The 14486-nt window shown below is 56.8% G+C and carries 12 protein-coding genes; 2 read left to right on the top strand and 10 right to left on the bottom strand.

Going from position 1 to position 14486, the window contains the following annotated elements:
* Window position 1: 1 nt before the first annotated feature.
* The 10 genes from RHM68_RS05440 to rpsB form a co-directional block, all read right to left on the bottom strand.
* Window positions 2-505, bottom strand: a complete 504-nt coding sequence (locus RHM68_RS05440) for an OmpH family outer membrane protein (RefSeq protein ID WP_259499889.1) — start codon at window positions 503-505, stop codon at window positions 2-4.
* 45 nt (window positions 506-550) lie between these two features.
* Window positions 551-2938, bottom strand: coding sequence for an outer membrane protein assembly factor BamA (gene bamA / locus RHM68_RS05435; RefSeq protein ID WP_322220895.1), 2388 nt, complete (start codon window positions 2936-2938; stop codon window positions 551-553).
* A 74-nt stretch (window positions 2939-3012) separates the two neighbouring features.
* On the bottom strand, window positions 3013-4365 hold the full coding sequence (gene rseP / locus RHM68_RS05430) for a sigma E protease regulator RseP (RefSeq protein WP_322220894.1): 1353 nt from the start codon (window positions 4363-4365) through the stop codon (window positions 3013-3015).
* A 54-nt stretch (window positions 4366-4419) separates the two neighbouring features.
* Window positions 4420-5610, bottom strand: coding sequence for a 1-deoxy-D-xylulose-5-phosphate reductoisomerase (ispC, locus tag RHM68_RS05425; RefSeq protein WP_322220893.1), 1191 nt, complete (start codon window positions 5608-5610; stop codon window positions 4420-4422).
* The gene (locus RHM68_RS05420; RefSeq protein WP_322220892.1) at window positions 5607-6413 is read right to left on the bottom strand and encodes a phosphatidate cytidylyltransferase; all 807 of its coding nucleotides are present in this window, start codon (window positions 6411-6413) and stop codon (window positions 5607-5609) included. Before RHM68_RS05420 ends, ispC begins: the two co-directional genes overlap by 4 nt.
* Window positions 6413-7168, bottom strand: a complete 756-nt coding sequence (uppS, locus tag RHM68_RS05415; RefSeq protein WP_322220891.1) for a polyprenyl diphosphate synthase — start codon at window positions 7166-7168, stop codon at window positions 6413-6415. The genes RHM68_RS05420 and uppS overlap by 1 nt, the downstream gene beginning before the upstream one ends.
* A 13-nt stretch (window positions 7169-7181) precedes the next feature.
* Entirely contained in the window at window positions 7182-7739 is a 558-nt protein-coding gene (frr, locus tag RHM68_RS05410; RefSeq protein WP_322220890.1) for a ribosome recycling factor, read from the bottom strand.
* On the bottom strand, window positions 7736-8479 hold the full coding sequence (gene pyrH / locus RHM68_RS05405; protein WP_003172271.1) for a UMP kinase: 744 nt from the start codon (window positions 8477-8479) through the stop codon (window positions 7736-7738). The genes frr and pyrH overlap by 4 nt, the downstream gene beginning before the upstream one ends.
* 215 nt (window positions 8480-8694) lie before the next feature.
* Window positions 8695-9558, bottom strand: coding sequence for a translation elongation factor Ts (gene tsf, locus RHM68_RS05400; RefSeq protein WP_322220889.1), 864 nt, complete (start codon window positions 9556-9558; stop codon window positions 8695-8697).
* 191 nt (window positions 9559-9749) lie between these two features.
* Window positions 9750-10487, bottom strand: coding sequence for a 30S ribosomal protein S2 (rpsB, locus tag RHM68_RS05395; protein ID WP_322220888.1), 738 nt, complete (start codon window positions 10485-10487; stop codon window positions 9750-9752).
* A gap of 373 nt (window positions 10488-10860) precedes the next feature.
* On the opposite strand from rpsB, the gene map reads away from it, so the two are divergent.
* Together map and RHM68_RS05385 are read left to right on the top strand one after the other, a co-directional pair.
* On the top strand, window positions 10861-11643 hold the full coding sequence (gene map / locus RHM68_RS05390; RefSeq protein ID WP_322220887.1) for a type I methionyl aminopeptidase: 783 nt from the start codon (window positions 10861-10863) through the stop codon (window positions 11641-11643).
* Between the two features lie 41 nt (window positions 11644-11684).
* Complete coding sequence (locus tag RHM68_RS05385; protein WP_322220886.1) at window positions 11685-14387, top strand: [protein-PII] uridylyltransferase; 2703 nt, start codon at window positions 11685-11687, stop codon at window positions 14385-14387.
* Window positions 14388-14486 lie beyond the last annotated feature (99 nt).

The raw sequence follows: 14486 nt of genomic DNA, 5'->3' as shown, positions 1-14486 counted from the left end.
ATTACTTCAGCTGATTCATGCGCTCGATAACCTGGCGCGTGATGTCGTACTGAGGCTTGACATCAATCACTGCGCCACGCTCGAAGACCAGGTCAAAAGCACCTTTCTTAATGACTTCTTCCACAGCGCTGTCCAGTTTCGGCTTGAGCTGCTTCAGCATTTCACGGTCAGCAACGGCTTTAGCTTCGTTAAGTTCCTTGGACTGGAACTGGAAGTCACGGGCCTTTTGCTTGAACTCAAGTTCAAGGCGCTCGCGTTCACCTTGCTGCATCTTGTCACCACCGGCGACCAGACGGTCCTGGATACCTTTGGCACTGCTTTCCAGGGTCTTGAGCTTGGTCAGCTGCGGGCCGAATTTTTTCTCGGCATCCACTGCGTACTTCTTCGCAGCGTCAGATTCGAGCAAAGCCATCTGATAATTCAGAACGGCAATTTTCATGTCGGCAAAAGCCGGGCCGGCTACCAGCAAGGTTGCCAGGAGAACCAATTGAGTCAACTTACGCACGATGCACTCCTACAAAATCCATTGTCATTATCTTGGGTCAGACGCTTAGAACGTCTGGCCGAGGGAGAATTGGAACACCTGAGTTTCAGCGTTATCCGGTTTCTTGACCGGCATGGCCAAGGCAAAGCTCAGAGGTCCCAGTGCGGTAACCCATGTCACGCCTACACCGACGGAACTGGCAAGGTTGCTCAGACTGATGTCGTTACACTGCGTGTTGGACTTCGTACCGTTGGTGTTGGCGGTCTGGTCGCACTTGGAATCAAACACGTTACCCACGTCCCAGAACACAGAGGTGCGAAGGGAACGCTGATCCTTGACGAAAGGCAGTGGGAAAAGAATTTCAGCACCGCCTTGAATCAGCACGTTACCACCGAACGGCAGCGCATTCTGGTCACTGTCCAACAAGGTGCCCGAGTTACCTGTGACAGATTCGCCACGGCTCGGCGTACTGCGTGGGCCCAAGGTGCTGTCTTTGAAACCACGAACCGAGTTGAAGCCACCGGCATAGTAGTTTTCGTAGAACGGCAGACCATTGGTCGAACCGTAACCATCACCATAGCCCAGCTCTGTGTGCAGTCGAACGGTGTAGTTTTCAGACAGTGGTTGGAACAACTGGCCACGGTAGTCAAGCTTGAAGAACGACAGGTCGCTGCCTGGGGTGGTCGCTTCCAGCGTCACGCTCTGGGAGTGACCACGGGTTGCCAGTACACCTTTGTTCAGGGTGGACTCAGACCAGCCGGCCGAAGCCTTGAAGTTCAGGTAGCTGTCGCCTTGGGTGTTAACGAAGTTGAAAATCTCATCGACGGTGTAGTCACCCGTCTTGATCTTGTCTTGTTGCGCCGTCAGGCCAAAGGTCAGACGCGAGGTCTCGCTGATCGGGTAGCCGACGCTGACACCAGCACCCAAGCTATCGACGGCGTAGCTTGCAACACTGACGTCGAGGTTTTTGTAGTCGGTGGTGCGATAGAAAGCGTTGTAACCCAGGCTCACACCATCAGCAGTCCAGTACGGGTCAACGTAACCAAAGTTGTAGCGACTCTGGTATTGGCTGCGAGTCAAACCGATGCTGACCTTGTTACCCGTACCCAGGAAGTTGTTCTGAGTAATCGAGCCACCCAGAATCAAACCAGCGCTCTGTGCGAAACCGACACTGGCAGTAATGGAGCCGGAAGCCTGTTCTTCAACGCCGTAGTTCACATCGACCTGATCGTCTACACCCGGTACAGCAGGCGTTTCAACGTTGACTTCCTTGAAGAAGCCCAGACGCTCAAGACGCGTCTTTGATTGGTCAATCAGGTAGGTCGAAGCCCAGCCGCCTTCCATCTGACGCATCTCACGGCGCAGCACTTCGTCTTCAGACTTGGTGTTGCCACGGAAGTTGATACGGTTCACATAGGCACGTTTACCAGGATCGACGGCAAAGGTGATGTCTACAGTGTGGTCGTCATCATGAGGCTGAGGCACGCCATTGACGTTGGCGAAGGTGTAACCCTCGTTACCCAGACGGCGAGTGATCAGTTCGGAGGTTGTGGTCATCAGCTTGCGCGAGAACACTTGCCCTTTCTGAACCAGCAGCAGGGACTTGACCTGGTCTTCAGGTACTTTCAGGTCACCGCTGAGTTTCACGTCACGAACGGTGTACTTCTCACCTTCGTTGACGTTCACAGTGATGTAGACGTGCTTCTTGTCTGGAGTAATCGAGACCTGTGTCGAAGCGATGTCCATGTTGATGTAGCCACGGTCCAGGTAGTAGGAACGCAGACGCTCCAAGTCACCGGACAGCTTTTCACGGGCGTATTTGTCGTCGTTCTTGAAGAACGACAGCCAGTTGGTGGTCTTGAGTTCGAACAGGCCGATGAGATCGTCATCCGGGAAAACCGTGTTACCCACCACGTTGATGTGCTGGATAGCGGCAACGGTGCCTTCGTTGATGTTGACCTTCAACGCGACGCGGTTACGCGGCTGCGGCACCACTTCGGTGTCGACGGTAGCCGAGTAACGACCCTGCGCGACGTATTGACGCTGCAGTTCGTTACGCACACCTTCGAGCGTGGCACGCTGGAAAATCTCGCCCTCGGACAAACCGGACTGTTTAAGCCCTTTCATCAGATCTTCAGTGGAGATGGCCTTGTTACCGTCGATCTCGATACTGGCGACCGAAGGACGCTCGACCACCGTGATGACCAGAACGTTGCCATCACGGCCCAGCTGGATATCTTGAAAGAACCCGGTTTTGAACAACGCACGAGTGGATTCCACCAGGCGACGATCATCCGCCTGCTCACCGACGTTCAACGGCAAGGCACCAAAGACGCTACCCGCGGAGACCCGCTGGAGGCCATTGACGCGAATATCAGAGATAGTGAAGGACTCGGCGTGAACTTCGGCGATCATCAATACGGTGAGAACCGCAGTTAGCAGCAGACGTTTCATGAAGTCCTTTCTTATTCCAACTGGCAATAAACAAACTGCCGCAAAATGCGGCAGATTCGCAATTCAGCGAAGCGTTACAGTCGACCCAGATCATTGACCAGAGCAAGCAACATCACCCCGACCACCAAACTGATACCGATCTGTATCCCCCAACCCTGCACCCGATCCGACAAGGGACGACCACGCGTCCACTCGATCAGATAAAACAACAAATGCCCCCCATCCAGTACAGGAATAGGCAACAAATTCAGAACGCCCAAGCTAATACTCAGATAAGCAAGGAAATTCAAGAAATCAGCGACACCCGACTGGGCAGAAGCGCCCGCCACTTTAGCAATGGTTATCGGTCCACTCAAGTTTTTTACCGAGAGCTCGCCGAACAACATTTTCTTTAGCGAATCCAGAGTCAGTACGCTCATGGTCCAAGTGCGTCGGGCACCCTCCCCAATCGCGGCCACAGGACCGTAGCTAATCTCGCGAATCATGTCTGGCGGCCAATCGACTGCCTTGACCCCAGCGCCAAGATAACCGTTCGGCGCCTTGCTCTCGCCGCGAGCAGCCAGCACCACAGGGACGTCGATTGGAGCACCATCACGCTCGATACGCAGCATGATTTTAGTATCGGGATGCATACGAACAGTGTCGACCACCTGCTGCCAGTCATTCAGCGACTGACCATCCAGCGCCAGCAACCGATCACCGGTCTTCAGGCCCGCGGCCTGCGCCGGTCCTTTCGGATCAAGTTCAGCCAGAATTGGCGGCAAAGCCGGGCGCCATGGACGAATACCCAGCGAGCGAATCGGATCAGGCTCATCGGCGCCCTTGAGCCAGTGATCCAGCATCAGCTCGCGAGGCGTATCGGTCGTAGAGCCCTGCTCACGCACAATCAACTGCAAGGCACCGCTCTCGCCAAGGCGACGGACCAACTGCAAGTTCACCGCTGCCCACCCAGAAACCGGCTCGCCATCGATGGCAATGATTTCCTGATTCGGGCCCAAACCGGCCTTGGCAGCAATGCTGCCGGATTCTACCGCGCCAATAACAGGACGCACCTGCTCGCTGCCGAGCATCGCCAACACCCAGAAAAACACCATCGCCAGCAGGAAGTTGGCAATCGGACCGGCAGCGACGATAGCGATGCGTTGACGAACGGACTTTCGATTGAAGGATTGATCCAGTTGATCGGCCGGCACTTCGCCTTCACGCTCGTCAAGCATTTTGACGTAGCCGCCTAGCGGGATCGCGGCCACCACAAACTCGGTGCCCTGCTTGTCATGCCAGCGCAACAAAGGCATGCCAAAACCCACGGAAAAACGCAGAACCTTGACACCACAGCGACGCGCGACCCAGAAGTGGCCGAACTCATGGAAGGTAACCAACACACCCAAAGCGACCAGGGTGCCGACAATCATATAGAGCGCGCTCATCTATTTTCTCCGCAATCCTATTCAGTGCTGCCGTGGGCCAACGTATTGCAGCACTTATCGCCCGTGGCGACTCAACCACTGCTCGGCCAGCACACGCGCCTTCGCGTCTGCCGTGAACACCGCCTCAAGATCATTCACCGCCACCACAGGCTCGAGACTCAAAACCTCCTCGATGATACCCGCGATTTCCAGATAACCAACCCGTCCATCGAGAAAGGCTGCCACCGCGACTTCATTGGCGGCATTAAGCATGGCCGGGGCGCTGTTACCCGACTCAGCTGCCTGACGCGCAAGCCTTAGACAAGGGAAGCGCCCCTCATCCGGCGCATGGAAATCCAGACGCGCAATGCTGAACAAATCAAGCGGCGCAACGCCCGAATCGATACGCTCCGGCCAAGCCAAGGCATTGGCGATCGGCGTGCGCATGTCCGGATTACCCAGCTGAGCCAGCACCGAACCATCGACATAATCGACTAGCGAATGAATCACGCTTTGAGGATGAATCACTACTTCAACCTGGGAAGGCTTGGCATCGAACAGCCAGCAGGCCTCGATCAGCTCAAGCCCTTTGTTCATCATGCTGGCCGAATCCACAGAAATCTTGCGCCCCATGGACCAGTTGGGGTGAGCGCAAGCCTGCTCAGGGGAAACATGCGCCAGTTCGGCCATTGGTGTCTGCCGGAAAGGACCACCAGAGGCTGTCAATAAAATCCGACGCACACCAACCGCCCCCAGGCCGCGCGCAAAATCATGCGGCATGCACTGGAAAATCGCATTGTGTTCACTGTCGATTGGCAGCAGTACCGAACCGCTTTTACGCACCGCCTGCATAAACAACGCGCCGGACATTACCAACGCTTCTTTATTGGCCAGCAGGATCTTCTTGCCCGCCTCAACTGCCGCCAGGGTGGGACGCAGACCCGCCGCACCGACGATAGCCGCCATAACGGCATCGACCTCGGGATCGGAGGCAACTTGGCACAAGCCCTCCTCCCCGACCAGAACGCGAGTTGCCAGACCGGCCGCACGTAAATCGTCCTGCAAACCACGGGCAGCAGTCGCTTCAGGGACCACAGCGAATCGCGGCGTGTGGCGCACACACAGCGCCAACAACTCACTCAGTCGAGTGAAACCGCTCAAAGCGAACACCTGATAGCGCTCGGGATGACGAGCAATAACATCCAGGGTGCTCAAACCGATCGAGCCAGTAGCCCCCAACACCGTGATCTGTTGTAGGCGGCTCACGGCGCCGTCATCCACAACAGAACCGCGAACACCGGAATCGCCGCCGTCAGACTGTCGATGCGATCCAGCACGCCGCCGTGACCCGGCAGCAGATTACTGCTGTCCTTGATCCCGGACTGACGCTTGAACATGCTTTCGGTGAGGTCGCCCACCACCGAAATGAAGACGATCAACGCTGAGCCCAACAAGCCCATCATCATCTGAGCGAAGGTCCAGTCACGCACAAAGCCCACGACAGCGGTAATGACCAGACTCAACAGCAATCCACCGTACACACCTTCCCAGCTCTTGCCGGGGCTGACCTGCGGCGCCAGCTTGCGTTTACCGAAAGCCCGACCGGAAAAATAAGCACCGATGTCAGCACCCCAGACCAGCACCATCACCGCCATGATCAGCCAGTTACCCAAAGGCTCTTGCTTGATCTGGATCAGGCCTTGCCAGGCTGGCAACAGGATCAGCAACCCGATCACCAGCTTGCAGGCCGCACTGGCCCAGTGTTCGCTTGACGCGGGATAAGTCAGCACCAAATACGTCGCCACGCCCCACCAGAGCACCGAAGCCCCCAGGACCCAAGGCGCGAGCCCGGGCAAGATGTGCATAACGAAGAGCATTAGTGCCACAGCGGCGGCGTAGGCGATGCGAATCGGCTGCGCCTCGAACCCCGCCAGGCGAGCCCACTCCCATGCGCCTAACGTCACGACCAACCCAATGAACAGCGCAAAACCTGAGCCTTCGAGCAGAAAAAAACCGCACAAGGCAATCGGTAGCAGGATCAACGCAGTGATGATTCGTTGTTTAAGCATTAAACCCGGGCTCCAGACTCGACCTGCTCGCTCGTTTTACCGAAGCGGCGCTGGCGAGAAGCGAAATCAGCCAGCGCGGTGCGCATGGCGTCGTGTTTGAAGTCCGGCCAGAACAGGTCGGAAAAGTACAACTCGGTATAAGCCAACTGCCACAGCAGGAAATTGCTGATTCGGTGCTCACCCCCGGTACGAATACACAGGTCAGGCAACGGCAGATCGCCGGTCACCAGGCAGGTTTGCAGCAATTGCGGCGTGATGTCTTCGGGACGCAGATGCCCAGCCTGAACTTCCCGCGCCAACCTCTGTGCCGCTTGCGCGATGTCCCACTGACCGCCGTAGTTAGCGGCGATCTGCAGGACAAAACGGTTGGCCCCGACGGTCATCGCTTCGGCCTCACGCATGGCTGTCTGAAGCTCGGGATGAAAGCGCGAACGGTCACCGATGATGCGCAGGCTGATGTTGTTGTCGTTGAGGCGCTTGGCCTCCCGACGTAACGCCTTGAAGAACAAATCCATCAAGGCGCTGACCTCATCGGCCGGACGCTGCCAGTTCTCGCTCGAAAACGCGAACAAGGTCAAGACCTCAACCTTGGCCTCGGCGCACACCTCGATCACCGCACGAACAGCATCCACGCCGGCTTTATGCCCGGCCACACCGGGCATAAAGCGCTTTTTCGCCCAGCGATTATTGCCATCCATGATGATCGCGACATGGCGCGGCACCGCGGACGGCGCAGTCTGCTTGGTCTTATCCATGAAAACAGAACCCTTATACGGCCATCAGGTCCGCTTCTTTCTGCTTGGTGGCCGTTTCGATATCAGCGACGGCTTTGTCGGTCAGTTTCTGCACATCATCAGCGGCACGACGTTCTTCGTCTTCGCTGATTTCTTTTTCCTTGACCAGGTCTTTCAACTGGCTCAAGGCGTCTCGACGGATGTTGCGCACCGCAATACGAGCGTCTTCGGCCGCATCACGCGCTTGCTTGGCGAAAACCTTGCGGGTTTCTTCCGTCAGGGCAGGCATCGAAATCAACAGCAATTCGCCCAGGTTGGTCGGATTGAGGTTCAGACCGGCACTCTGGATAGCCTTGTCGACAGCCGCTAGCATGTTGCGCTCAAAGGCCACGACTTGCAGGGTACGGGAGTCTTTTACGGTGACGTTAGCTACTTGGCTAATCGGGGTATCGGAGCCGTAGTAAGGCACCATCACACTGCCCAGAATGCTTGGGTGCGCCTTGCCGGTACGAATCTGACCAAATGCATGGGCCAGAGACTCCAGGGATTTCTTCATGCGCTCTTGAGCATCTTTCTTGATTTCGTTGATCATTGTTGGCCTTCCTCGATCAGGGTTCCTTCAGCGCCGCCATGTACGATGTTCAGCAGGGCGCCGGGCTTGTTCATGTTAAAGACGCGCAACGGCATCTTGTGGTCGCGACACAGACAAATGGCGGTGAGATCCATTACACCCAACTTGCGATCCAGCACTTCATCGTAGGTCAGATGATCGAACTTCTCGGCATGCGGGTCTTTGAATGGATCTGCGGTATAGACGCCGTCGACTTTCGTCGCTTTAAGCACCACATCCGCGTCAATCTCGATCGCACGCAAGCAGGCAGCCGAATCCGTGGTGAAGAACGGATTACCGGTACCGGCCGCGAAAATCACGACTTCTTTGGCGTTCAGGTGACGCATGGCTTTGCGACGATCGTAGTGATCGGTCACGCCCACCATGGAGATGGCCGACATCACGATGGCCGAGATGTTGGCGCGCTCCAGCGCGTCACGCATGGCCAAGGCGTTCATCACAGTGGCCAGCATGCCCATGTGGTCTCCGGTCACTCGATCCATGCCTGCCGCGCTGAGCGCTGCACCACGGAACAGGTTGCCGCCGCCGATCACTAGACCGACTTGAACACCGATACCGACCAGTTGGCCGACTTCCAGCGCCATGCGATCCAGAACCTTCGGGTCGATCCCGAACTCTTCCGAGCCCATCAGGGCCTCGCCGCTAAGCTTGAGTAGAATGCGTTTATAGCGAGCCTGATAACCACTGCCCTGCTGAGCCATTGCGAATCTCTCCTGCGGCGTATTTTAAAAAATTCTTTGCGAGCTGTTTACAGCTGGCTGTTCACTCTAGCTTGGCGCTGCTTCAGCGCCATCGGAACATGGCTTTGTAAGCCAGTTCCAAAAGGAAACCAATTAAAAAATTGGCGCCCCCATCTGAAAAGAGGCTGCGCGCGTTAGCGGGCAGCCTCTTCAGGGCGACAGTTAAAAAAACCGTCTTATTGCTTGGCGGCAGCCAGCTGGGCAGCAACTTCTTCAGCGAAGTTGTCGACCGGCTTCTCGATACCGTCGCCTACTTTGAAGTAGGTGAAGGAAACGATTTCAGCACCAGCTTTCTTAGCCAGTTCGCCAACCTTGATTTCAGGGTTCTTGACGAACGCCTGTTCAACCAGGCTCGCTTCAGCCAGGAACTTGCTGATACGGCCTTTGACCATGTTTTCAACGATGTTTTCTGGCTTGCCAGCGATCTTGTCAGCGTTGAGGGTCAGGAAAACGCCCTTCTCGCGCTCGACCGCTTCAGCGGAAACTTCCGATGGCAGCAGGAACTCAGGGTTGGTCGCCGCGACGTGCATGGCGATGTCTTTGGCCAGCTCAACGCTGCCGCCTTTAAGGGCAACCACAACACCGATCTTGTTGCCGTGCAGGTAACCACCAACAACGTCACCTTCAACGCGAGCCAGGCGGCGGATGTTGACGTTTTCGCCAACCTTGCCGACCAGAACCAGGCGATCGGCTTCTTGAGCGGCGATCAGTGGAGCAACGTCAGTCAGTTTGTCAGCGAACGCTTTCTCAACGCTGGAAGCGACAAATCCCTTGAAGTCATCCTGCAAAGCCAGGAAGTCGGTCTGCGAGTTCACTTCCAGCAGAACGGCGGATTTACCGTCTTCTTTCAAAGCGATCGCGCCTTCAGCAGCTACGTTGCCTGCTTTCTTGGCAGCCTTGATGGCGCCGGAAGCACGCATATCATCAATGGCTTTTTCGATGTCGCCGCCGGCCTTGGTCAAGGCCTTTTTGCAATCCATCATGCCTTCGCCGGTACGCTCGCGCAGTTCTTTGACCAACGCTGCAGTAATCTCTGCCATTTCAAAATCCTCTTGGATAGGTTTTCAACCATTCCACCCGATCGAACGGGCGTTCAATTCTTCCCGAACCACCCTTGTTAGCGGCTGCATGTTACAGAGGCTGTAGCTGCGCTGCTGACAAATGGTTTTCGAGGTGGCAAAAAGGGGGCCAAGCCCCCTTTTTGCTTACTGAGTCAACGCCAAGGCGTCAATTACTCAGCTGCTGCTACCGGAGCTTCTTCAACGAACTGCTCGGTACCGCCAGCAACGTGGTTGCGGCCTTTGATAACAGCGTCAGCCATCGCACCCATGTACAACTGAATGGCGCGGATTGCGTCATCGTTGCCTGGGATGATGTAGTCAACGCCTTCCGGGCTGCTGTTGGTATCGACTACGCCGATAACCGGGATGCCCAGCTTGTTAGCTTCGGTGATCGCGATACGCTCGTGATCAACGTCGATAACGAACAGAGCGTCTGGCAGACCGCCCATGTCCTTGATACCACCCAGGGAACGATCGAGCTTCTCAAGATCACGAGTGCGCATCAGCGCCTCTTTCTTGGTCAGCTTGGCGAAAGTACCGTCTTCAGCCTGGATTTCAAGGTCACGCAGACGCTTGATCGAAGCACGGATGGTTTTGAAGTTGGTCAGCATGCCGCCCAACCAGCGATGATCGACGTACGGCGAACCGCAACGTGCTGCTTCTTCAGCAACGATCTTGCCAGCGGAACGCTTGGTGCCAACGAACAGGATCTTGTTTTTGCCCTGGGCCAGACGCTCTACGAAAGTCAGAGCTTCGTTGAACATTGGCAGGGTTTTTTCAAGGTTGATAATGTGAATCTTGTTACGCGCGCCGAAAATGTACTTACCCATTTTCGGGTTCCAGTAACGGGTCTGGTGACCGAAGTGCACACCGGCCTTCAGCATATCGCGCATGTTGACTTGGGACATGATAGTTCCTTAATAAGTCGGGTTTGGCCTCCACGTATCCCAATGACCAACCAGCAGCATCAGCTGAAGGCACCCAGGTCATCGTGTCGACACGTGTGTGGATTTAAGCTTTTCGGGTATACCCGGAAAGCGGCGCATTTTATATCACAAGGATGGAAAAAACGAAACCCGCATTCTGCAATCCACGCGAGCGCTTTTACTTTGCCCCTTGGAATCGGCTCAGAATGCGCCATGTTATACAGAGAAGCGATGCACAGAGGCTCAGATTTGCGCTGATCGTCTGTTAGAATCAGGTTTTTTTGGGGCAGCGAAGATCGATCGCGCAACGCCCATTCCGTTTTGCAAAGCGCTATCGCGCGCAGAGAGAGCCTGTATGACCGTCACCCTCAAAACCCCAGAGGACATCGCAAAAATGCGTGTCGCCGGCAAACTGGCCGCCGACGTACTGGAAATGATTGCCGAACATGTCAAACCGGGGGTTACCACCGAAGAGCTGGACCGCATCTGCCATGACTATATTGTCAACGAGCAGCAAGCCATCCCCGCGCCGCTCAACTATAAGGGCTACCCGAAGTCGATCTGCACCTCGATCAACCACGTGGTCTGCCACGGCATCCCGAACGAGAAGCCGCTTAAAAATGGCGATACGCTGAACATCGACGTCACGGTCATCAAGGACGGTTTCCATGGTGATACCAGCCGCATGTTCCACGTCGGCACTGTGCCAGTCTGGGCCGAGCGTCTGTCGCAGATCACCCAGGAATGCATGTACAAGGCCATTGAGCTGGTCAAGCCTGGCTGCCGCCTGGGCGACATCGGCGAGGTGATCCAGAAGCATGCTGAAAAGAACGGCTTCTCGGTGGTTCGCGAGTTCTGCGGCCACGGTATCGGCAAGGTCTTTCACGAAGAGCCACAGATCCTGCATTACGGCCGTGCCGGCACCGGCATGGAGCTCAAGGCAGGCATGACCTTCACCATCGAACCGATGATCAACCAGGGCCGGGCAGACACCAAAGTATTGGGCGACGGCTGGACCGCGATCACCAAGGACCGCAAGCTGTCCGCCCAGTGGGAACACACCCTGCTGGTGACTGACACCGGCTACGAGATCTTCACTCTGCGCGCCGATGACACCATCGCACGCGTTTCAGCCTGACTCAGCCCCTGCTCCCAGCCTATAGAAAGGAAAGCCAATCGATGCCGCAGGTGGATCCCGAACTCTTCGACCGCGGCCAGTTCCAGGCCGAACTGGCACTGAAGGCAAGCCCGATCGCTGCTTTCAAGAAGGCGATTCGTCAGGCGCGTGAGGTGCTCGACGGGCGTTTTCGCAGCGGCCGGGATATTCGCCGGCTAATCGAGGATCGCGCCTGGTTCGTCGATAACATCCTGCAAAAGGCCTGGGAACAGTTCAACTGGAGCGAAGACGCCGATATCGCGCTGGTCGCGGTCGGCGGCTACGGTCGGGGCGAGTTGCACCCCTACTCCGATATCGACCTGCTGATCCTGCTGGACAGCGCCGACCACGAAGTTTTCCGAGACTCCATCGAGCGTTTTCTGACGCTGTTGTGGGACATCGGCCTGGAAGTCGGTCAGAGCGTGCGCTCAGTGGACGAATGCGCCGTTGAGGCCCGTGCCGACCTGACAGTGATCACCAACCTGATGGAAAGTCGCACCATTGCCGGCCCCGAACGCTTGCGCAAGCGCATGCTCGACGTGACCAGCACGGCACACATGTGGCCGAGCAAGGACTTCTTCCTGGCCAAACGCGCCGAGCAGAAAGCCCGCCACCACAAGTACAACGATACCGAATACAACCTGGAACCGAACGTCAAAGGCTCACCGGGTGGATTGCGCGATATTCAGACCATTCTGTGGGTAGCCCGTCGCCAGTACGGCACCCTGAACCTGCGGGCGCTGGCCGGCGAAGGCTTTTTGGTAGAGAGCGAAAATGCCCTCCTGGCCTCGTCCCAGGAGTTCCTGTGGAAAGTACGCTACGCCCTGCACATGCTCGCAGGGCGCTCCGAGGACCGCTTGCTGTTCGACCACCAGCGCTCCATCGCGGGGCTACTGGGGTTCGAGGGCGATGACGCCAAGCAATCCATCGAAAACTTCATGCAGCAGTATTACCGGGTAGTGATGAGTATTGCTCAGCTCAGCGACCTGATCATCCAGCACTTCGAGGAAGTCATCCTCGCGCCGGAAGACGAGGCACCGCCGCAGCCAATCAACTCACGGTTCCAGCTTCACGATGGCTATATCGAGGCGCGCAACGATAACGTGTTTCGCCGCACGCCCTTCGCCATGCTCGAAATATTCGTGCTGATGGCACAGCAGCCAGAAATCAAAGGCGTGCGCGCTGACACCATTCGTCTGCTGCGCGAGCACCGGCACCTGATCGACGACGAGTTTCGTAACGATATTCGCAACACCAGCCTGTTCATCGAGCTGTTCAAGTGCAAGATCGGCGTCCACCGCAACCTGCGGCGGATGAACCGCTACGGTATTCTCGGGCGCTATCTGCCGGAGTTCGGTTTCATTGTCGGGCAGATGCAACACGATCTTTTTCACATTTATACGGTCGATGCGCACACCCTGAACCTGATCAAGCACCTGCGTAAGTTGCAGTACACCCAGGTGTCGGAAAAATTCCCGCTGGCCAGCAAGCTCATGGGCAAACTGCCCAAGCCCGAACTGATCTACTTGGCGGGCCTGTACCACGACATTGGTAAAGGCCGACACGGTGATCACTCGGAAATCGGCGCAGTGGATGCCGAAGCCTTTTGCCAGCGCCACCAGTTGCCATTGTGGGACAGCCGCCTGATTGTCTGGCTGGTACAAAACCACCTGGTGATGTCGACGACGGCCCAACGCAAGGATTTGTCCGACCCACAGGTCATTCACGATTTCGCCCAAGCCGTCGGCGACGAAACCCGCCTCGACTACCTGTACGTACTGACCGTCGCCGACATCAACGCCACGAACCCGACGCTGTGGAACTCATGGCGCGCGAGCCTGTTGCGCCAGCTCTACACCGAGACCAAGCGCGCCTTGCGCCGCGGCCTGGAAAACCCGGTGGACCGCGAAGAGCAGATCCGCCAGACGCAAAGCGCCGCACTGGACATTCTGGTACGCGGCGGCACCGATCCGGACGACGTCGAGCAATTGTGGGCGCAATTGGGCGATGACTATTTCTTGCGCCACACTGCCGGCGACGTTGCCTGGCACAGTGACGCGATCCTTCAGCAGCCGGCCGACGGCGGGCCGCTGGTGCTAATCAAGGAAACCACCCAGCGCGAATTCGAGGGCGGCACGCAGATCTTCATCTACGCGCCAGACCAGCACGACTTCTTCGCCGTAACCGTGGCGGCGATGGACCAGCTCAACCTGAACATTCATGACGCTCGGGTCATCACGTCCAGCAGCCAGTTCACCCTCGACACCTATATCGTGCTCGATACCGACGGCGACTCGATCGGCGACAACCCGACCCGGGTCAAGCAGATCCGTGAAGGCCTGACCGAAGCCCTGCGCAACCCGGACGATTACCCGACGATCATCCAGCGTCGTGTCCCGCGCCAGCTCAAGCATTTCGCCTTCGCGCCCCAGGTGACGATCCACAACGATGCCCAGCGTCCCGTGACCGTGCTGGAACTCAGCGCTCCGGACCGCCCCGGCCTGCTCGCGCGGATTGGCACGATCTTCCTAGAGTTCGACCTGTCGTTGCAGAACGCCAAGATCGCCACCCTCGGCGAGCGCGTAGAAGACGTTTTCTTTATCACCGACGCCAACAACCAACCGCTGTCCGACCCCTTGCTGTGCAGCCGCTTGCAGGATGCGATCGTCGAACAGCTTAGCGTCGGCCATGAACCCAATATCAAACTGTCGCGCATCAGTATTTGAATTAACAAACTTCCCTGTGGGGAAACGCTTATGTGGGAGCTGGCTTGCCGGCGATAGCATCACCTCGGCGTAACTGACAGCCAGAGACGTCAGCATCGC

Source organism: Pseudomonas sp. DC1.2, from assembly GCF_034351645.1.
Classification (GTDB): Bacteria; Pseudomonadota; Gammaproteobacteria; order Pseudomonadales; family Pseudomonadaceae; genus Aquipseudomonas.
The sequence above is the reverse complement of the archived record's forward strand: the minus strand, read 5'-3'. Positions and strand labels throughout refer to the sequence as shown.